Source organism: Atlantibacter subterraneus (genome assembly GCF_007570865.1).
GTDB classification, from domain to species: Bacteria; Pseudomonadota; Gammaproteobacteria; order Enterobacterales; family Enterobacteriaceae; genus Atlantibacter; species Atlantibacter subterraneus.
This window is the reverse complement of record NZ_VLPS01000008.1, coordinates 252,507-271,182: the sequence shown is the minus strand read 5'-3', so window position 1 is coordinate 271,182 and position 18,676 is coordinate 252,507. Positions and strand designations below refer to the sequence as shown.

The window sequence follows — 18,676 nt, the reverse complement described above, 5'->3', positions numbered from 1 at the left end:
GTTAATGGCCAAACAGCGCGGCGGGCTGTTCGGCGAGGGGATAGGGCGCGTGAGGGAACAGCGGCGTGACGCTGCCAGCGGGTTTGCGGTCTAATGGGATGTCATAAGTGATGCTCGCGCCGTACGCCTCCGGTGCCTGCGGGTCGTGGCGCACTTTGTCGAACACCCACAGCCGCGAGCCCAGCGAGAACCCCTCTTTCAAATCGTGGGTAATCATAAAAATGGTCAGCTTATGGCGTTCCCACAGCGAGCTAATGAGTACGTGCATTTCCGCGCGAATGCCGGGGTCCAGCGCGCCAAACGGTTCGTCAAGCAGCAAAATACGCGGTTGTTTCATTAACGCCTGTGCCAGCGCCAGGCGCTGCTGCATCCCGCCGGAAAGCTGATGCGGATATTTATCCTGCGCGCCCAGCAAGCCGACCTGTTTCAGCATCATCCGCGCCTGCTCGCGGATAGCGGCGCGCTTGCGCCCCCAGACGCGGCCCAGCCATCGCGCCTGGCTGAACTCTTCCGCCAGCATCACATTTTCAATCACCGTCAGGTGCGGGAATACCGAGTAGCGCTGGAACACAATGCCGCGTTGGGCATCGGGCTCCTGGGCCAGCGGCTGGCCGTCGAGCAAAAAAGTCCCTTTAGAGGGCGATTCGGTGCCGAGCAGCATTTTCAGAAAGGTGGTTTTACCGCAGCCGGATGCGCCGACAATGGTGATAAATTCTCCCTCTTCAACGCTGACGTTCAGCCGCTCCAGCACCACCTGGCTGTCGTACTCTTTTCCGACGTTTTTCAGTTCTAATAAAGGCATAGCGGCTCCTCAGCGGGCGTAGTACCAGGGGAAACAACGGCGGTTCACGACTCGCAGCAGCAAATCGAGGGCAAAGGCGAGCAGGGTGATCCAGGCGACGTAGGGCAAAATCACGTCCATTGCCATATAGCGGCGCATCAGGAAGATGCGGTAGCCCAGCCCTTCAGTGGCGGCGATGGCTTCCGCAGCAATCAAAAACAACCATGCCGAGCACAGCGACAGGCGCACGGCGTCAATCAGGCGCGGCAACAGCTGCGGCAGAAACACCCGCCACAGGATTTGCCCGCTGTGCCCGCCCAGCGTCTGGGCTTTGATCAGCTGTTCATGGGGGATCGCCATCGCCTGCAGCTGCAAATCGCGGATGATAAACGGTGTAATGCCAATCACGATCAGCACCACTTTTGACACTTCCCCCAGGCCAAAGCAGATAAACAAAATCGGCAGAATGGCCAGCGGCGGGATCAGCGCCAGGGTGGTGATCAGCGGCGACAAAAAGGCGCGCACCGCAGGCAATGCGCCGCAAAACAGGCCGAAAGTCAGGGCGATAATCGCGCTGAGCACCGCGCCGCTCAGCAGACGCAGCAGGCTGGCGGCGGTGTCGGTCCACAACAGGTATTCCCCGGTACGCGGGCTGGGGGTAAACGCCATCCGGTCGATGGCGCGGAACATGGCATCAAAACCAGGCAGCAGTTTATCGGCGCTGTTGGCCGCCAGCCGCGCGTCGGAGGCGATCAGGTAGACAAACAGCATCGCCAGTAGCGGAAGGGCGCCCAGCAGCACCCGGCTCATCGGCTGCGGTTGTAGGTTGATGATTTTGCGCATGGGACGCCTCCGTGATTACAGTTGGTTGTTGGCCGCCAGGCGGACAAACTCGTCGCTAAAACGTAATTTGACGTTCTGGCTGTCGCCCCAGACGCCCGCGGGCGTTTCAATGCCCACTACGTCAGCAGACGGTGCGGCTTCGCCCAGCAAGCCGTGGTTAAAAGAGAACTCCGCGACTTTCTGCATGGTGGTTTTCAACTGCGGGCTGCTGGTGAAGGCCAGCGCCAGCTGTGGCGTGGTGAACAGATGCGTGGCGGCTAATTGTGCGTCAAAGCCCGCCAGGTTCGTGCCCGCCGCTTCCCCCATCCGGGTACGCGCCGCTTTGGCGGTTTCGCTGTCGCCCTGCATGGTTTGCAGGGTTTCGAACCACGCGCCGGTCAGCGCTTTGCCCAGTTCAGGGTGTTTTTTCAGGGTGGCGGTATTCACCACCAGCAGGTCGAGGATCTCGCCGGGGATTTGCGCCGAGGTAAAAAGCGTTTTTGCGCCGGGCTGCTTTTGCGCTTCAGCCAGCAGTGGGTTCCAGGTGACGATGGTTTTGACGTCCGGCGTAGTAAAGGCCGATACCAAATCCGCATCCGCCGTGTTGACCACCTTGATGTCTTTCTCGCTCTGGCCCGCGGTTTCCAGCGCCCGTGCCAGCAGGTAGTGGGAAACGGAAAGCTCCACCAGATTCACCGGCTGGCCTTTCAGCGCCGCGACGCTGTCGGCGGATTTGGTCAGGATGCCGTCGTTGCCGTTAGAGTAGTCGCCGATAATCAGCGCCGTGGAGTCCACGCCGCCGCTGGCGGGCAGGGTCAGCGCATCCATATTGGTCATGGTGCAGCCGTCAAATCCGCCTGCGGTGTACTGATTTACGGATTCGATATAGTCGTTAACCTGCACAAACTGGATATCGATGTCGTATTTGTCGGCCCATTTTTTGATGATGCCGCTCTGCTGGGCGTAATCCCAGGGCATCCATCCGGCATAAATTGACCAGCAGAGTTTGAAGGCGGGTTTCGCCGCCGCGGCGGTGGCGCTAAACAGGACCAGCGCGGCGAGCAGAATTCCTTTATGGCAGGCTTTAAGCATGATGGTTCCTCTGACGTTGACGGAATAAGCAGGAGGGCGCGAGCCAGTCGCGTATCCTCCCGGGCTTTTGTCCCGCCGTGTAACCGCCAGAGGGCGGTCGATCGCTCTCGGACCAGCGTCTTGCGACCGGAACCCTAGCGATCCATTTCCAGATTTTCTGGCGACGGCGGCGTACCGCCTGTCCCCCCTGCATAGTCATCAGAGCAAGATGAATGCCAGTTTCGGTAAATCGTTAAAAAAAGGTTGCGTTACAATAGGCTGCGCGGTTTTTCGCTAATCACGGCGTAAAAACCGCTGCGTCATGGCGGTGCAATGCGGCTTCATACCGCGCACCGCCATGACGCAACGGGCAAAGAGTTTGCGTTATGGGGGTATCATGCAGGGCGTGACTGCACTATCCTTGTCAACGTTGAAGGCATACGGGTTGTCGTGTGCATATTTTGGGTGAAGGAGTTTAAAGATGGCGACAGGTAAGTCCTGCTCTCGCTGGTTTGCGCCTTTGGCGGTGTTACTGATGGTGGTCAGCCTGAGCGGTTGCTTCGATAAAGAGGGCGATCAACGCAAAGCGTTTATCGATTTTCTGCAAAACACGGTGATGCGCAGCGGCGAACGTTTGCCGACGCTGACGGCGGATCAGAAAAAGCAATTCGGGCCGTTTGTCTCGGATTACGCCATTATTTATGGCTATTCCCAACAGGTTAATCAGGCTATGGATGCCGGTATTCGTCCGGTGGTCGATAGCGTTAACGCCATCCGCGTTCCGCAGGATTACATGACGCAAAGCAATCCGCTGCGCCAGGCTAACGGCTCGCTGGGCGTGCTGAGCCAGCAGTTGCAGAATGCGAAAATGCAGGCCGACAGTTCTAAAGCCTCCCTTAAACAAGCGGATGATTTGAAACCGGTTTACGACAAAGCCTATGAAAAAGTCGTCACCAATCCGGCGAATGCGCTGCAACCGCTGATCCCGGCGGCACAGACCTTTACCCAGCAACTGGTGCAGGTGGGCGATTTCATTGGCCAGCAGGGTACTCAGGTGAGCTTCGTGGCTAACGGGATCCAGTTCCCAACATCGCAGCAGGCAAGCCAGTACAACCAGCTGATTGGACCGCTGGCTGCGCAGCATCAGGCGTTTAATCAGGCTTATTCCGCCGTGGTTAACTCGCTGCAGTAATCCCTCCGCTTCCTCGTGCTATACGCGTGAGGAAGCTTTTTTTTGCCCCATTCGCGAAACAGGTGTGCATTTCCTGTCGCTTTGTGCCTATTTAACCGGCACATGTTTCATTCCCTCGCCCCGCTTGTTATAACAATCTCACTGGAAGTAATAAAAAAACGCACCTCTACCCTAACAAAAGCGTAAGGACATCCTATGTCTGAAATTCGGCAACGCACCGTGGAAAATATGCAGAAGTTTTCCAGAGCGATGATCGGGGCAGTATTATTTTTACCGGTAATCGGTTTAATTCTCGCACTCAGTTCGGTATTAACTAATCCCTCGCTGATCCCTGAAAACAGCGTTATTCATAACATCGGCCAGCTATTAGGCGATACCTTCTGGCCGCTGTTTGGAAATTTAGGTTTATTATTTTGCGTGGGAATTAGCTACGGCCTGGCAAAAGATAAAAAAACCGAAGTCGCCCTGGTGGCGGTAATGTGCTTTATCATGTTTTTGGGCGCTAATCACTCCTGGCTGGAATTAACCCATCAGGTTGCGGAAACCATCAATGGCGAATATTACGGCACCGGGCAAACGCGGTTGCTGGGTTTTGTGGTGGTGGATATGGGAGTATTTCTCGGCATTATTCTGGGCTGCACCATTGCGTGGGTTCACAATAAAGTGTCGCAGATTGAATTACCTGGCGCGCTTTCCATGTATGGCGGGGCGAAATTAACCCTGATTGCTATGACGCCGGTGGTGCTGCTTTACGCCATCGCCTTCACCACCATCTGGCCGGTAATGACTCACGGCATTACCGCGCTGACCGGCTTTATGAAAAACGCCGGCGTGGCGGGCGTATTCGTCTATGGCTTCTTTGAAAAATTCTTGATCCCGACCGGCCTGCATCACTTTGTCTGGTCGCCATTCCAGTTAACCCAGATTGGCGGCACCCTGACGGTAGACGGGCAGACGGTATCCGGCACTCAGGCGATTTTCCTCGCCTATATGCGCCACCCGGATTTAACGCCGATGATGAACGACGCGCTGCGCTTCTCTCAGCAGGGGATGACCACCATCTTTGGCTTGTCCGGCGCGGCGCTGGCGTTTTATCACACTGCCAGCCCGGCGAAAAAGCAGATGGCGAAGGCAATACTCTTACCGGCGATCATTACCTCTATTTTAACCGGTATTACCGAGCCGATTGAATTTACCTTCCTGTTTGTTTCTCCGTTGCTGTGGGTGATCCACGCCACATTAACGGCGGCGTCTCAGGCGATTTGCGATTTGTTCAGCGTCCGTCCGTGGGGAGCGTCCGGATTAATTGAGTTTGCAATCTATAACCTGCCGCTACCGGTGGCATTAACCCGCTGGCCGTTATATATCGTGATCGGCATCGGGCAATTCGCCGCCTATTACGTGATATTCCGCACCCTGGTAGTGAAACTGAATCTTAAAACACCGGGCCGCGAAGATGACGATGAAGTGAAGCTTTACAGCAAGCAGGATTACCAGGCGAAGAATAAGCAAAAAAATAAAGATGTAACCGACGACATTATTAAAGGCCTGGGTGGCCGGGAAAATATTCTCTCGGTCGATAACTGCTTCACCCGCCTGCGCGTGGAAGTAAAAGATTTAACGCAGGTTAATGACGCCATCCTTAAATCGACCGGGGCTAACGGCGTCGTGCGAAATAACCATGAAGTACAGGTAATTTATGGCGTGAGAGTAGGGCAGATCCGCTCACGAGTGGACGTCTGGCTCGCGCAAACACCAACCGGGAGTAACGTATGAAATTAGCAGTATTAGGTGGCGGCGGCGTTCGCTCGGCATTTCTGGCCAAATCTCTGGCGTACAATGCCCATCGCATCAATCTTAAAGAAGTCGTTTTCCTGGACAGCTCTGAACAGAACCTGGCGCTGTTTGGCGAACTGGCGCGCTATGTGTTTACCACTATTCGCCCGGACATTGATTTCAAACTGACGCATGACCCGCTGGTGGCGCTGAAAGATGCCAATTACATCATCACTACGCTGCGCGTCGGCGGGGATGAAAGCCGCATTCGCGACGAGCGTATCGCGCTGAATTTCAATACTCTCGGCCAGGAAACCACCGGCGCAGGCGGCTTTGCCATGGCGCTGCGCTCGGTGCCCGCCATTCTGGAATACTGCCGTCTGATTGAAGAACATGCGGCCAGCGACGCGATCCTGTTTAACTTCACCAATCCGTCCGGGCTGGTGACGGAAGCGATTGTGAAGTCCGGCTTTAAGCGCCGCGTTTACGGCATTTGCGATGCGCCGTCCGAACTGATCCGCGAATTACCGGCGCTGCTCGGCTGTGAAGAGCGCGATCTGCGCGTGGAGTGCTACGGTCTGAACCACTTCTCCTGGTTTACCAACATCACGGTTAACGGCGAGTCGGTGACGGAAAAACTGGTCAATATGCCTGAGCTGTATGCCCGCACCGCCATGCAGTATTTCTCGCCGGAGTTGGTGCGCCTGTGCGACAACCAGTTACTGAACGAATACCTCTATTACTACTACTACAAAGAAGAAGCGCTGGCGGCCATTCAGGCATCCGGCGAGACGCGCGGCGAGCAGATCGCCCGCATCAACCGCGAAATGCGTGAGGAGCTGTCGGGCATCAATGTTAAAGCCGAGCCGCAACGCGCTTTTGGCGTGTGGATGAAGCACTATTTACGCCGTGAAAACAGCTACATGCAGAATGAATCGCAGCAGGAGAAATTCCACACCAGGGAACCTCTTACGCTGCAACAGTTCATCGAAGAGCCGGATACCGGCGGCTATGCGGGCGTGGCGCTGGATATCCTCGAAGCGGTTAACAGCGAAGAGACCAAGCGCATCGTGGTGTCGATCCCTAACAACGGCACCCTGGACTTCCTGCGCCCGGACGATGTGATTGAGATCAGCTGTGACCTGAGTAAAGACGGGCTGAAGCCGGTCACGCCAGCCCATGTACCGCAGGCGCAGAAGAACATGATTGCCTGTGTGAAAGAGTACGAGCGGTTGGGCGTGGAGGCAATTCTCACCGGCGATCGCAGCCTGGCGGTGCGGGCGCTGATGGCGCATCCGCTGATTGGTTCATGGAGCCTGGCGGAAAAACTGGTTCATGCCTACATCGATGAACCGAACAAGGCCTGATAATAAAGGGGCGCTAAGCCCCTTTCGTTTTTTGGTTAAACCACAGCTTCAACAAATGCTCAAAACCTAAAATGCAGTAGCCAAAAAACGGATTGGACCAGTAAATATCATCATCGAACTTTTGCGGGTCGTGAATAATAAACGCGGTATCCGCCTGAGTTGCCAGCGGGCTTTGGTAATCCCCGGTAAAGCAGACGATATTGATATTTTTATTCTCCAGCGCTTTTAGCCAATTTAACGCCGAGCTGCTGCGTCCGGATTTGGATATTATCCAGATAGAATCGAATCTTGCGGCGGTCTTTTGTTCGAGAATTTCATAATCTGGCCACAGCGCCAGGCTGGCATTCACGCCGGTAACCAGGAATTTATTATAAATATACTGGGCGATAAGCTGAGAAAACCCGCTACCGTGAATAAGGATCTTTTCATGGTTCAGGCCCTGAAGCAGGGGATCAAGCGATGCGGCGGGCTGGATGTTCATAAAGTCGACATCATTAGTAACATCCCGTCGCGGCATTGTAATATTGAATTTGATGAAATAAACCATTTCCAGCCAGCCGCTAAATTTTAGCTTTTTAGCCAGCCGGACTAAGGTAGAAGGGTTGCTGTAACATTTTTCTGCAACGCTGCGCACGCCTTCTTTCAGACATAACTCAGGATTATCCTGAATGTAATTCAGTACCAGTAATTCAGTTCGGGTGAATTTAATATCACGGAATAAATTTTGGATGTCCATTTTGCGCTCCCGATAATTGTTAAAACTTTATCACAAGATGGCGCGGGGCGGCATAACGCGTAAAGGAAATAACGGCAGATGGCGAAAACAACAGGGGTGTTAATTCTGGTTTTCTTTTTATGGGGAACCATAACCGCAATCAATAGTACCTTACCGCTTTATTTTTTAGATTATTTCCAGCTCACCTGGCAACAGGCCATCAGCATGAATACGCTGTTTTATCTGGCACCGTTTCTGACCTGTTTACCCTGCGGATGGCTGTTATCCCGGATTGGCTATCGGCGCATGCTGTATGGCGCGCTGCTGTTAACGGCGGCAGGGGCAGTGCTACTGGCGTGTGGCCTGATGATCTACCAGTTTCGCCTCAGCCAGGCTGCGGTATTTGTGATGGCGTCTGGCGTGGCGGCGTTACAGGTGGTGACTAACCCTTATCTGGCGGCGTTAAGCGGGCCGGAACGCCAGGTCAGCCAGCTGTCGCTGGCCTCGGCGCTCAATTCATTGGGCACTACGCTTGCGCCATTAGCCGTCGCCGTCCTGCTGGCGAATTTCCCGCTTAACAGCACGCTGCATCAGGAGCCGCTGCGCTGGCTGTGGATGGCGCTGGCGCTGTTTGCGGTGCTGATTCTCGCGCTGGGTAAAGCCAGCCGTCTGCCGGATGTCAGGGTACACGTGGCAACACCGAGTTTCCGCGCACTGTTTCAGCGTAAACGGATGATTTTCCATATTCTGGCACTATTTATTTACGTTGGCGTCGAGGTGTCGCTGGCGACCAGTACCGCCAACTGGTGGGTGCAAACCGGCGGCAAGCGTATCGATCAGGCGATGTCGCTGATGGCGATTTACTGGGGCGGAGCGCTGGTCGGGCGCTTTGCATTTAGCGGCCTGGCGCATCGTATCAGCGTGCGGATGGCGACGCTGTGCATGACCTGGAGCGCTATGCTGCTGGTGCTGGCGGCGGTGATCCTGAATAACGCCCACGGCGGCTATTTATTACTGATAACCGGCTTAGCGAACGCCATTCTTTACCCGGTGATTTTTAGCCAACTGCTGAAAGACGCGCAGGATCAGGCCGGTCTGGCTTCGGCGCTGGCGATTATGGCGGGAATAGGCGGCGCGGTGCTGCCGTGGTTGCAGGGCGTGTTAATCGACGGAGTGACGTTGCGGTATAGCTTTTTACTGCCGGTGGCGCTGTATGGGCTGCTGGCGCTGTGGGCCGGTTTTCTGTGCCCGTCGCCGCGCGCTCAGCCGCTTTCCGAGGTAGAAAGCGGCTGAAAAGCACGATTAGCCGTTAAGCACCTGCGGATTAACGCAGTTCTTTTCGACTTTACCGTTTAGCGCATCGATCAGGTTATCCACCGCGCAGGCCGCCATGTTGTAGCGGGTTTCATGCGTAGCGGAGCCGATATGCGGCAGCGCCACCACGTTCGGCAGCTTCAGCAGCTCAGAGTCTACCGGCAGCGGCTCTTGCTCGAATACGTCCAGACCGGCAGCGTGGATTTCACCGGCTTTCAACGCCGCAATCAGGGCTTGTTCGTCCACTACCGGGCCGCGACCGGCGTTAATAAACACGGCGGTCGATTTCATGGCTTGGAACTGTTTTTCGCCGATCAGATGATGCGTTTCATCAGTCAGCGGCAGCACCAGGCAGACAAAATCGGATTCCGCCAGCAGGGTGTCGATATCGCAGTAGCGGGCGTTAAAGCGCTCTTCCGCTTCGGCGTGATGACGGCGCGCGTTATACAGGATCGGCATTGAGAAGCCGAAATGCGCGCGCTGCGCCAGCGCCAGGCCAATGCGGCCCATGCCGATAATGCCCATGGTTTTATGGTGCACATCAATGCCAAACCAGTCCGGTCCGATGCTCTGCTGCCATTCGCCTTTCTTGACGCGTTCCGCTACTTCTACCGCGCGGCGGGCGGTCGCTAACACCAGCGTCATCATGGTATCGGCCACGGTTTCGGTCAGCACGGTCGGGGTGTGCATCAACGCCACTTTGCGGGCAGTTAACGCGTCGACGTCAAAGTTGTCGTAGCCCACTGAAATGGTCGAGGCGGCGCGCAACTGCGGCATTTTTTCCAGCAGGGCGGCATCGACGTTCTGGCTGGAGCCCAGCAGGCCCACCGCATTAGCGAACAGCTGCGCATGTTTCGCCTGGCTCTCGGCATTAATGCTGTCGAGCTCGGTAACCTCAAAGTGGTTTTGCAGACGGGTAAGCAGGTCATCGGGTAAGGATTTATAGAGAATTACAGACGGCTTCATTCACTCTCTCCGTGGAACGTGTCGGATGTGATGGCAAAGCGGGCGGCCTGTCGCCGCCCGTCGCCTTTAAGCATGGCGTGCGCCTGCCGGAAGTTTTTGATGATTAGCAGGCTTAACAATCAGAGTAAGCCACACTGAGGCGAAAAGCGCTACACCCATAAAAATGTAGGAAGCGGATGGGCTGCCGGTCGCGCCGTTGAGATAGCCCACGAACCACGAGCCGACGAACGACCCCAGCGCGCCCATACTGTTGATCAGCGCCATTGCGCCGCCTGCCACGTTCTTCGGCAGCATCTCCGGGATAATCGCAAAGAACGGGCCATACGGCGCGTACATCGCGGCACCGGCAATCACCAGCAGGGTGTAAGAGAGCCAGAAGTTATTCGCACCCACCGCCCAGGAGCCGATAAAGGCGAATGCGCCGATCAGCAGCAGCGGCCACACGAACAGTTTGCGGTTCTGCATTTTGTCCGATGCCCAGGAAACCACAATCATCGCGATAGTGGCCGCCAGGTAAGGCACCGAAGAGAGCCAGCCCACTTCTACCATCCCCATGTTTTCACTGCCGTTGCGGATAATCGACGGCAGCCACAGTACGAAGCCGTAGACGCCGATGCTCCAGGCGAAATACTGCATGCACAGCAGCACCACATTGCGCGAGCGGAAGGCTTCGCTGTAGTTGCGTACCGGTTTAATGCCTTTCTGCTCTTCTTCCAGCTGCGCCTGCAAGGCGGTTTTTTCGCTCTCCGCCAGCCAGTTCACCTGGTTCGGTTTGTCTTTTACCAGCACCCACCAGCAGAAAGCCCAGATAATTGCCGGAACCCCTTCGATGATGAACATTTCACGCCAGCCGAAGGCCTGAATCAGGTAGCCGGAGACCACCGACATCCACAGCACCGTCACCGGGTTGCCGAGGATCAGGAAGGTGTTGGCGCGCGAGCGTTCCGATTTGGTGAACCAGTTACTGATGTAAATCAGCATCGCTGGCATGACCGCCGCTTCCACCACCCCGAGGATAAAGCGGATTGCCGCCAGCATCGGGATATTGCTGACCATCCCGGTCAGTGACGCGCAGCCGCCCCACAGGATCAGGCAGATGAAAATCAGTTTGCGCACGCTGCGGCGCTCGGCGTACATCGCGCCAGGGATCTGGAAGAAGAAATAGCCGAGGAAGAACAGCGCACCCAGCAGCGACGATACGCCTTTGGTAATGCCGAGATCCTCGTTAATGCCAGCCGCAGACGCAAAGCTGAAGTTGGCGCGATCAAGGTAGGCCAGGCTGTAGGTGATAAATATGATGGGCATGATATACAGCCAGCGTTTTGGCGCATTCGTTGGGCTTTTCATAAGCATCTCTCTGTAGTCGTAGGGTAAAAGGCCGAAACTAAATCAATTATTTAAACGGTTTATACGCACAGCGTCGGTTCGCGTTCGGCCAGTTCGGCGCGGTCAGGCAAGCCTTCGCTGTCTCCCTGCACCTGAATCGCCAGCGCGCCGATGGTATTGCCCCGGCGTACCGCGTCGCGAATCGAGAGTCCATCCAGCAAGCCGCTGATCACGCCAACGGCAAAGCCATCGCCCGCGCCAACGGTGTCCACCACCTGCTCAACGCGGCAGGCGTCCACGCTCCCTTGCTCACCCTGAGCCGTTTTGAACCAGGCGCCATCCGCACCGGTTTTGATCGCCACGCACTGTACGCCGTGGTCGAGATAAAAGTCGGCAATCGCTTCGGGCTGGCGATAACCGGTGAGAATTTCGCCCTCTTTGATGCCCGGCAGCACCCAGTTGGCCTGGAACGCCAGCTTGTTAAGCTGCTCCACCATCTGCGCTTCGCTTTTCCATAGCACCGGGCGCAGGTTCGGGTCGAAAGAAATGGTTTTGCCCTGGTTGCGGAACAGCGAGGCGGCATGGTTCAACAGCGCCAGTGACGTTTCGGACAAGGCGGCCGCCACGCCGCTCAGGTGCAAATGCCGTGCCGTGTTAAAGCCGATATAACCCGCGTCTTCCACCGACAGATGGCTGGCAGCTGAGCCCTTACGGAAATATTCCACAATGGGATCGGTTCCATTTTCAGCTTTAGATTTCAGCTGGAATCCCGTTGGATAGCGGTCGTCAATCGTCACGGCACGGGTATCAATGCCCTCGCGCTTCAGACATTCGAGCACGTAACGGCCATGAGAGTCGTTGCCGACGCGGCTGACCCAGCCGACGTTAAAACCGAGGCGGGCCAGGCCCGTCGCTACGTTAAGCTCCGCGCCTGCGACGCGCTTAATGAAGTGTTCGACGTTTTCCAGCGGGCCGGTTTCGGTGGCGACGAACATCGCCATGGCTTCGCCGACGGTGATGATATCCAGAGAGTCAGACATCGCTTAAACCTCGCGTAACAGATTAACGTAATGACGGGTGACCGCCGTGAGATCGTCGCCTTCCAGCGGGAATTCGATCCCGCGTGGCGCATCGCCCGGTAGCTGGCGCAGCAGCTCCAGCCAGCGCGGCTCGGCGTCATCCAGCGCTATCGCGTGGAAGCGGGTATGACGGGATTCGGCGGCTTTAACGTGGATATAGCTGACCAGCGGGGCCAGCTTGCTGGCAGCCACTTCCGGTGATTCGCCGACCCACAGCCAGTTGGCCATATCAAAGGTCAGCGTGACCGGCAGATTCATCACCGATACGGCAGCCTGAAAGCGCTGCATTGGCGCAAGCTTGCCGTAAACGGTTTGATCGTTTTCCACCACCAGCACCACCGGCGACGCTGCCAGCAGCTCGCGCAGCGGTTCGGCGGCGTGATTTGACTGGAAATTGCCCAGCGACAGCTTCAGCCAGGCTGCATTCAGGATGTGCGCTTCTTCCAGCAGGGCGGGAATATTGGGATTGAGCGCGCCGTCATCGCTAAACAGCGCCTGCGGCGCGGAATAACAGGTTTTCAGGTGGTGAGACGCGATAGCGGCGGCAAGCGTCGGGAGCGCATTCAGTTCCGGCCCGGACAGCAGTTCCCGGCGGATTTCCACGCCGTCCGCGCCTGCGCCAGCAATAATTGGCAGCAGCGCCTGTTGGCCGCCCATGGCAGTCACGCGCGAGTTCCCGTAGGCCGCCGTGACAACAATAATCGCGTTTTTCATGGTTATTCCTCAGCGACGTTTTTTTCATCGATAAGGAATACGCTAGTTGGAACCGGTTCCAAAGAAAAGGTGAGCATGACGAATTTATGATCGCCATCACGAAGCTGTTTAACGGGACGTGGAGCCGCGCACGATAAGCTCGCCGGAGAAAACCTGCTCGCGAACGGCGTCGCTGACGCCTTCAATACGGCGCACCACCTGTTCCAGCGCGGCGTAGCCGATCTGCCAGGTGGGCTGTTTCAGGGTGGTAATGCCGACGCCCGCCAGTTCGGCCCATTCCAGCTCGTCAAAACCGAGCAGGCCGATATCGCTGCCCCAGTGCAGGCCAATGCGCTTCAGGGCGCGGGCTACCTGAAGCGTGAGCGCGCCGTTGGCGGAGATCACCGCTTTGCGCATCCCGCGCCAGGTCTGGTGAAACTGACGCAGCGTGTTATCGAGCTTTTCCGCTTCATGCAGCGGAATTTCGGCGTTTTGCGCCACGATGCCAGGGTAGCGCCGGGCAGTGTGCTCAAACGCCTGTAAGCGCTCGCGGCGGGTATTCACGGTGCCGAGCGGCTCGCTCAGGAACAGCAGCGCCTCAAACCCCTGTTCGATCAGGTGTTCGGTGGCGGTGGTGGCGGCCTGGATGTTGTCTAATCCCACCACGTCGCAGGCGAAATCCGGGATTTTACGGTCAATCAGCACCATCGGCAGCGAGGATTGTTGCAGGCGGTTCAGCCCCTCTTCGCGCATCCCCACGGCGTTAACCACAATGCCTTCCACCTGATAACTGCGCAGTAAATCCAGGTAATGCAGCTCCTGATCCACTTCGTTATTGGTGTTACAGACCAGCGGCGTAAAGCCTTTTTCGCGGCAGGCGGCTTCAATGCCGCTGAGGACGTTCACAGAATAGGGGTTGGTGATATCGGCGATGATCAGCCCAATCAGCCGGGTGCGTCCGCGCTTAAGGCCGCGCGCCATCTGGCTGGGGTGGTAATCGAGGGTGGCGATAGCGTGTTCGATGCGCGCCAGCAAATCGTCGGAAAGCAGGTGCTTTTCGCCGTTTAAGTAGCGTGAGACGCTGGTTTTACCGGTTTTCGCCGCTTTGGCCACATCGCTGATGGTTGCGCGCGCCGTAGATCGTGTCATCGCTGCCCCTGTGCCGTTATGCTCCAGACAATCCCTGTTTGCCTCCCGTTATGGGAGGCAAGGGGGAGGCAACAGTATCACACTTTTTGCGCCGGGCCAGCCAGCGCAGCGGTTTACTGGATCGGGGTGAGGGTAATTTCGACGCGGCGGTTTTGCGCTTTGCCTTCAGCGGTATCGTTGCTGGCAATCGGGTTCGCCGGGCCCATCCCGCGGGTCTGGATGCGGTTTGCCGCCACGCCCTGGGTGATCAGCGCGCTGGCGACGGAATCCGCACGCTGCTGCGACAGACGCATATTCAGGTCGCTGCCGCCGGTGCTGTCGGTGTAGCCCAGTACGTTAACCGCGGTTTTCGGGTACTCTTTCAGCACCATCGCCACGCCGGTCAGGGTGTTTGCGCCCGCCGGTTTCAGGTTAGCCTGATTGCTGTCAAAGGTGACGTTATTCGGCATATTGAGCACGATGTTATCGCCATTTCGCGTCACGCTGACGCCGGTTCCCTGCATTTTGTCGCGCAGTTTGGCTTCCTGCACGTCCATGTAATAGCCGACGCCGCCGCCGAGGGCTGCACCGGCCGCTGCGCCAATCAGCGCGCCTTTGCCGCGATCTTTTTTCGAGGAGGAGAGCGCGCCGACGCCTGCGCCGACTAACGAGCCGATGCCCGCGCCGATGCCGGAGCTGCCGGCTTCACGCTCGCCGGTATAAGGATTAGTGGTACAGCCAGAAACTGCCAGTGCGCCGCTGATCACAGCCGCAAGAACCATTACGCGTTTTTTCATTATCAAATCCCAATGATTTATTTCGTTGCCACAACCGGGCGTCGCGGTTGATTATGACCTGTGAATAGTTAGAAAATTTTGGGAAGTCGTCTGATTTTGTCAGCGAAAGTAACGATGGGGTCGTCAGAACCCCGATTTTGACCTGCAAACACCGCCAGGAGCTGCTTTGGCCACTACATCGCAAACCACATCCGTGTTAACCGCCGCCCACTGGGGGCCGATGCGGGTAGAAACCGACGGGCAAACCGTTCTCTCTTCCGGCAGCGCGCTTAACACCCCGCACCCTAACTCGCTGCAAACCGCCGTGCCGGATCAGGTGCACAGCAAAACCCGCGTGCGTTATCCAATGGCGCGCAAAGGCTTTCTGGCCAACCCGCAAAACCCGCAGGGCGTACGCGGCGATGACGACTACGTGCGCATCAGCTGGGACCAGGCGCTGGCGCTGATTGACGCCCAGCATCACCGCATCCGCGAAACCTGGGGCCCGTCGGCGATTTTTGCCGGTTCCTACGGCTGGCGATCAAACGGCGTGCTGCATAAAGCCGCGACGTTATTGCAGCGCTATATGAGCCTCGCAGGAGGCTATACCGGCCATCTCGGGGATTACTCCACCGGTGCCGCCCAGGTGATCATGCCCTACGTGGTGGGCGGCAATGAGGTGTACCAGCAGCAGACCAGCTGGCCGCTGATCCTCGAGCACAGCGACGTGGTGGTGCTGTGGAGTGCGAATCCGATCAACACCCTGAAAATCGCCTGGAACGCCAGTGACGAGCAGGGCATCGGCTATTTTGACGCCCTGAAAAACAGCGGCAAGCGGCTGATTTGCATCGATCCAATGCGCTCAGAAACCGTCGAATTTTTTGGCGATCGCATGGAGTGGATTGCGCCGCATATGGGCACCGACGTGGCGATGATGCTGGGCATTGCCCACACGCTGCTGGAAAACGGCTGGCACGACGCGCAATTCCTCAATAACTGTACCGAAGGCTTTGAGCGCTTCTCCGCCTACCTGACGGGCGAGCAGGACGGCGTGGCGAAATCCGCCGACTGGGCCGCGCCGATTTGCGGCGTACCGGCGCAGACGTTGCGCGAGCTGGCGCAGCTGTTCAGCCAGAACCGCACTATGCTGATGTCGGGATGGGGGATGCAGCGCCAGCAGTACGGCGAGCAAAAACACTGGATGCTGGTGACGCTGGCCGCGATGCTTGGGCAAATCGGCACGCCGGGCGGCGGATTTGGCCTCTCTTATCATTTTGCCAACGGCGGTAACCCGACGCGCCGCGCGGCGGTGCTCGGCTCAATGCAGGGCTCGGTGAAAAACGGTACCGACGCGGTGGAGAAAATTCCGGTCGCGCGCATTGTGGAAGCGCTGGAGCGCCCCGGCGAAACCTATCAGCATAACGGCGAAGCGCGGCGCTTCCCGGATATCCGCATGATCTGGTGGGCGGGCGGCGGCAACTTTACCCACCATCAGGACACTAACCGCCTGATCAAGGCCTGGCAGAAGCCGGAGCTGGTAGTGATTTCCGAATGCTTCTGGACGGCGGCGGCGAAACACGCCGATATTGTACTGCCCATCACCACCTCGTTTGAGCGTAACGATCTCACCATGACCGGGGATTACAGCAATCAGCATCTGGTGCCAATGAAGCAGGTAGTGGCTCCGCAATATGAGGCCCGTAATGATTTCGACGTGTTCGCCGAACTGAGCGAGCGCTGGGAGATGGGCGGTGGCGTGCGTTTCAGCGAAGGTAAAAGCGATCTGCAATGGCTGGCCGAGTTTTATGCCATAGCGCAGCAGCGCGGCGCGGCCCAGCAGGTGACGCTGCCGCCGTTTGAGGAATTCTGGCAAGCCAATCAGCTGATCGAAATGCCAGAGAGCCCGCAGAATGCCGGGTTTATCCGCTTTGCGGCGTTCCGCGCCGATCCGCAGGCCAATCCGTTGAAAACCCCGAGCGGCAAAATCGAGATCTTCTCCCAACGTATTGCCGATTACGGTTACGCCGACTGCCCGGGGCATCCGAGCTGGCTGGCCCCGGACGAATGGCACGGCAACGCCGAGCCGGGCCAGCTGCAACTGCTTTCTGCGCATCCCGCGCACCGGTTGCACAGCCAGCTGAACTACGCGCAACTGCGCGAACAGTATGCGGTAGCCGGACGCGAGCCGCTGACCCTGCATCCGGACGACGCGCACTCGCGTGGCATCGCAAATGGCGATGTGGTGCGGGTATGGAACAGCCGTGGGCAGGTGCTGGCGGGCGCGGTAGTGGACGAGGGGATTAAGCCTGGCGTGATCTGCCTGCATGAAGGCGCATGGCCGGATTTAGATAAACAGGTGGGCGGCCTGTGTAAGCACGGGGCGGTTAACGTGCTGACCAAAGATATTCCCACCTCCCAACTGGCTAACGGCTGCGCGGGGAACACAGCCCTGGCGTGGGTAGAGAAGTATCAGGGGCCAGCGCTTACCGTGACGGCGTTTGATCCGCCTGCCAGTGCATAATCCAGGTCGGGTGCTGGGTTTCTTCCTGCCAGGCGCTGTCTTCAATACGAAAACCCTGGCGGTGATAAAAATTCACCGCCAGGGTGTTTTTCTGATACACCTCAAGGCTTAACGCGGCGTAGTGCCGCTTCGCCTCATTTAACAGCGCGCTACCGATACCGCGCCCTGTCGCCTGTTTCGCCACAAACAGCGCCCCGACAAACGACGCGTTCATCACGCTGATAAATCCCAGCAGTTTCCCAGCTTCCAGGTAAACCCAGGTATGCGCGTCGGGCAGGTAGCTGTCGCGCACCAGCGGCAGGCTTTGCTGCCAGTAAAGCGGATCGATGAACGGGTGCGCCGCGGTGGTGCTCGCCAGCCAGACGTCCAGCAGCGCGGGCAGATCGGAGGGCTGGCATTCACGGATCATGTTTGATTCTCCGGATGGCAGATGCAGCCGGTGATGTGGTCATTCACCAGCCCACAGGCCTGCATAAACGAGTAGCAAATGGTGGAGCCGACAAACTTAAAGCCGCGTTTCTTCAGCGCTTTGGAGAGCGCATCGGAGGCGGGCGTGGTGGTGGGGATCTCGCTCATGGCGGCGGCCCGGGTCACCTGCGGGGTATTATCGACAAACGACCAGACAAACTCAGAAAAGGGTTCTCCGTTGGCTTCCATCGCCAGAAAGGCTCTGGCGTTATTGATGATAGCTTCGATTTTGCCGCGATGGCGAATAATGCCCGCGTCCTGAAGCAGCGTTTCTACGTCTTCGGCCTGCATCTGCGCAACGGCAACAGGGTTGAACTGGTGAAAGCAGCGGCGATATTTTTCGCGCTTCTTCAGTACCGTAATCCACGAGAGCCCGGCCTGCTGTCCTTCCAGGCAGATCATCTCAAACAGCTTCTGGCCGTCGGTTTCCGGGATGCCCCACTCGTTATCGTGATACGCAAGATACAGTGGGTCCTGAGTCACCCATCCACAACGCTGCATAAAATATCCCTCTTTTTGAGTCACCCTACTTGACGTCTGAGTGAAAAAGACAATAGTTAATTCAGGGCTATACCCTTCGTAATTCAAGCCACCGTTGCGCAAATTATTCGGGGAATAAGCCTCTCACTCAGGCAAAAAAATAAAAAACGCCGGATTTTGGCTCTTTCTGGAGTCGCATAA

General features: G+C 57.2%; 17 protein-coding genes and 1 riboswitch. Of the genes, 5 read left to right on the top strand and 12 right to left on the bottom strand.

The features are described from left to right. Position 1: 1 nt before the first annotated feature. The 3 genes from FND52_RS16095 to FND52_RS16085 are packed head-to-tail and all read right to left on the bottom strand — an operon-like array spanning position 2 to position 2,695. Entirely contained in the window at positions 2-802 is an 801-nt protein-coding gene (locus tag FND52_RS16095; protein ID WP_144131838.1) for an ABC transporter ATP-binding protein, read from the bottom strand. 9 nt (positions 803-811) lie between these two features. Beyond that, positions 812-1,624 (bottom strand): ABC transporter permease, encoded by an 813-nt coding sequence (locus FND52_RS16090; RefSeq protein WP_125292769.1) that lies wholly within the window; start codon positions 1,622-1,624, stop codon positions 812-814. 15 nt (positions 1,625-1,639) lie between these two features. Next, entirely contained in the window at positions 1,640-2,695 is a 1,056-nt protein-coding gene (locus tag FND52_RS16085; RefSeq protein ID WP_144131836.1) for a putative urea ABC transporter substrate-binding protein, read from the bottom strand. A 54-nt stretch (positions 2,696-2,749) separates the two neighbouring features. Beyond that, positions 2,750-2,844, bottom strand: a riboswitch (guanidine-I (ykkC/yxkD leader). Positions 2,845-3,155: 311 nt separating this feature from the next. Between FND52_RS16085 and FND52_RS16080 the strand changes: the two genes are divergently transcribed. From FND52_RS16080 to FND52_RS16070, 3 genes are all read left to right on the top strand, one after another. Continuing rightward, entirely contained in the window at positions 3,156-3,866 is a 711-nt protein-coding gene (locus tag FND52_RS16080; protein WP_144131834.1) for a DUF3053 domain-containing protein, read from the top strand. 195 nt (positions 3,867-4,061) lie between these two features. Continuing rightward, complete coding sequence (locus FND52_RS16075) at positions 4,062-5,642, top strand: PTS transporter subunit EIIC (protein WP_144131832.1); 1,581 nt, start codon at positions 4,062-4,064, stop codon at positions 5,640-5,642. Next, positions 5,639-7,009, top strand: coding sequence for a family 4 glycosyl hydrolase (locus FND52_RS16070; protein WP_144131830.1), 1,371 nt, complete (start codon positions 5,639-5,641; stop codon positions 7,007-7,009). The genes FND52_RS16075 and FND52_RS16070 overlap by 4 nt, the downstream gene beginning before the upstream one ends. Positions 7,010-7,022: 13 nt before the next feature. Here the strand turns inward: FND52_RS16070 and FND52_RS16065 are convergent, their stop codons facing one another. Further along, positions 7,023-7,745, bottom strand: a complete 723-nt coding sequence (locus tag FND52_RS16065) for a MurR/RpiR family transcriptional regulator (RefSeq protein WP_144131828.1) — start codon at positions 7,743-7,745, stop codon at positions 7,023-7,025. Positions 7,746-7,823: 78 nt separating this feature from the next. Here FND52_RS16065 and FND52_RS16060 point away from each other — a divergent pair, with 78 nt between their 5' ends. Next, a complete protein-coding gene (locus FND52_RS16060) occupies positions 7,824-9,017 on the top strand; it encodes an MFS transporter (RefSeq protein WP_144131826.1) in 1,194 nt (397 codons plus the stop codon). A gap of 9 nt (positions 9,018-9,026) precedes the next feature. Here the strand turns inward: FND52_RS16060 and ghrB are convergent, their stop codons facing one another. The 6 genes from ghrB to FND52_RS16030 all read right to left on the bottom strand — a co-directional run bounded on the left by ghrB (position 9,027) and on the right by FND52_RS16030 (position 15,027). Next, entirely contained in the window at positions 9,027-10,004 is a 978-nt protein-coding gene (gene ghrB / locus FND52_RS16055) for a glyoxylate/hydroxypyruvate reductase GhrB (RefSeq protein WP_144131824.1), read from the bottom strand. Between the two features lie 66 nt (positions 10,005-10,070). Further along, a complete protein-coding gene (locus tag FND52_RS16050) occupies positions 10,071-11,351 on the bottom strand; it encodes an MFS transporter (protein ID WP_144131822.1) in 1,281 nt (426 codons plus the stop codon). A gap of 59 nt (positions 11,352-11,410) precedes the next feature. Next, positions 11,411-12,370, bottom strand: coding sequence for a sugar kinase (locus tag FND52_RS16045; RefSeq protein WP_125292753.1), 960 nt, complete (start codon positions 12,368-12,370; stop codon positions 11,411-11,413). Between the two features lie 3 nt (positions 12,371-12,373). After that, positions 12,374-13,123 carry a sugar phosphate isomerase/epimerase family protein gene (locus FND52_RS16040; RefSeq protein ID WP_144131820.1) on the bottom strand — a complete coding sequence of 250 codons (750 nt, stop codon included), beginning with the start codon at positions 13,121-13,123 and terminating at the stop codon, positions 12,374-12,376. Between the two features lie 108 nt (positions 13,124-13,231). Beyond that, a complete protein-coding gene (locus tag FND52_RS16035; RefSeq protein ID WP_125292750.1) occupies positions 13,232-14,251 on the bottom strand; it encodes a LacI family DNA-binding transcriptional regulator in 1,020 nt (339 codons plus the stop codon). Positions 14,252-14,364: 113 nt separating this feature from the next. Then, a complete protein-coding gene (locus FND52_RS16030; RefSeq protein ID WP_125292748.1) occupies positions 14,365-15,027 on the bottom strand; it encodes an OmpA family lipoprotein in 663 nt (220 codons plus the stop codon). A 166-nt stretch (positions 15,028-15,193) separates the two neighbouring features. Here FND52_RS16030 and FND52_RS16025 point away from each other — a divergent pair, with 166 nt between their 5' ends. Next, on the top strand, positions 15,194-17,527 hold the full coding sequence (locus FND52_RS16025) for a molybdopterin guanine dinucleotide-containing S/N-oxide reductase (protein WP_144131818.1): 2,334 nt from the start codon (positions 15,194-15,196) through the stop codon (positions 17,525-17,527). On the opposite strand, the gene FND52_RS16020 is transcribed toward FND52_RS16025, so the two are convergent. Next, complete coding sequence (locus tag FND52_RS16020; RefSeq protein WP_144131816.1) at positions 17,490-17,936, bottom strand: N-acetyltransferase; 447 nt, start codon at positions 17,934-17,936, stop codon at positions 17,490-17,492. The two genes, FND52_RS16025 and FND52_RS16020, sit on opposite strands and share 38 nt — an antisense overlap. After that, positions 17,933-18,496 carry a DNA-3-methyladenine glycosylase I gene (gene tag / locus FND52_RS16015; protein ID WP_144131814.1) on the bottom strand — a complete coding sequence of 188 codons (564 nt, stop codon included), beginning with the start codon at positions 18,494-18,496 and terminating at the stop codon, positions 17,933-17,935. Before tag ends, FND52_RS16020 begins: the two co-directional genes overlap by 4 nt. Positions 18,497-18,676: the final 180 nt, after the last annotated feature.

Coding starts and splice junctions, on each gene's coding strand:
- FND52_RS16035 (WP_125292750.1), bottom strand. CDS start 14,251: ATGACACGATCTACGGCGCGCGCAACCATCAGCGATGTGGCCAAAGCG.
- FND52_RS16085 (WP_144131836.1), bottom strand. CDS start 2,695: ATGCTTAAAGCCTGCCATAAAGGAATTCTGCTCGCCGCGCTGGTCCTG.
- FND52_RS16075 (WP_144131832.1), top strand. CDS start 4,062: ATGTCTGAAATTCGGCAACGCACCGTGGAAAATATGCAGAAGTTTTCC.
- FND52_RS16060 (WP_144131826.1), top strand. CDS start 7,824: ATGGCGAAAACAACAGGGGTGTTAATTCTGGTTTTCTTTTTATGGGGA.
- ghrB (WP_144131824.1), bottom strand. CDS start 10,004: ATGAAGCCGTCTGTAATTCTCTATAAATCCTTACCCGATGACCTGCTT.
- FND52_RS16030 (WP_125292748.1), bottom strand. CDS start 15,027: ATGAAAAAACGCGTAATGGTTCTTGCGGCTGTGATCAGCGGCGCACTG.
- FND52_RS16045 (WP_125292753.1), bottom strand. CDS start 12,370: ATGTCTGACTCTCTGGATATCATCACCGTCGGCGAAGCCATGGCGATG.
- FND52_RS16095 (WP_144131838.1), bottom strand. CDS start 802: ATGCCTTTATTAGAACTGAAAAACGTCGGAAAAGAGTACGACAGCCAG.
- FND52_RS16065 (WP_144131828.1), bottom strand. CDS start 7,745: ATGGACATCCAAAATTTATTCCGTGATATTAAATTCACCCGAACTGAA.
- FND52_RS16090 (WP_125292769.1), bottom strand. CDS start 1,624: ATGCGCAAAATCATCAACCTACAACCGCAGCCGATGAGCCGGGTGCTG.
- FND52_RS16040 (WP_144131820.1), bottom strand. CDS start 13,123: ATGAAAAACGCGATTATTGTTGTCACGGCGGCCTACGGGAACTCGCGC.
- FND52_RS16080 (WP_144131834.1), top strand. CDS start 3,156: ATGGCGACAGGTAAGTCCTGCTCTCGCTGGTTTGCGCCTTTGGCGGTG.
- FND52_RS16050 (WP_144131822.1), bottom strand. CDS start 11,351: ATGAAAAGCCCAACGAATGCGCCAAAACGCTGGCTGTATATCATGCCC.
- FND52_RS16020 (WP_144131816.1), bottom strand. CDS start 17,936: ATGATCCGTGAATGCCAGCCCTCCGATCTGCCCGCGCTGCTGGACGTC.
- tag (WP_144131814.1), bottom strand. CDS start 18,496: ATGCAGCGTTGTGGATGGGTGACTCAGGACCCACTGTATCTTGCGTAT.
- FND52_RS16070 (WP_144131830.1), top strand. CDS start 5,639: ATGAAATTAGCAGTATTAGGTGGCGGCGGCGTTCGCTCGGCATTTCTG.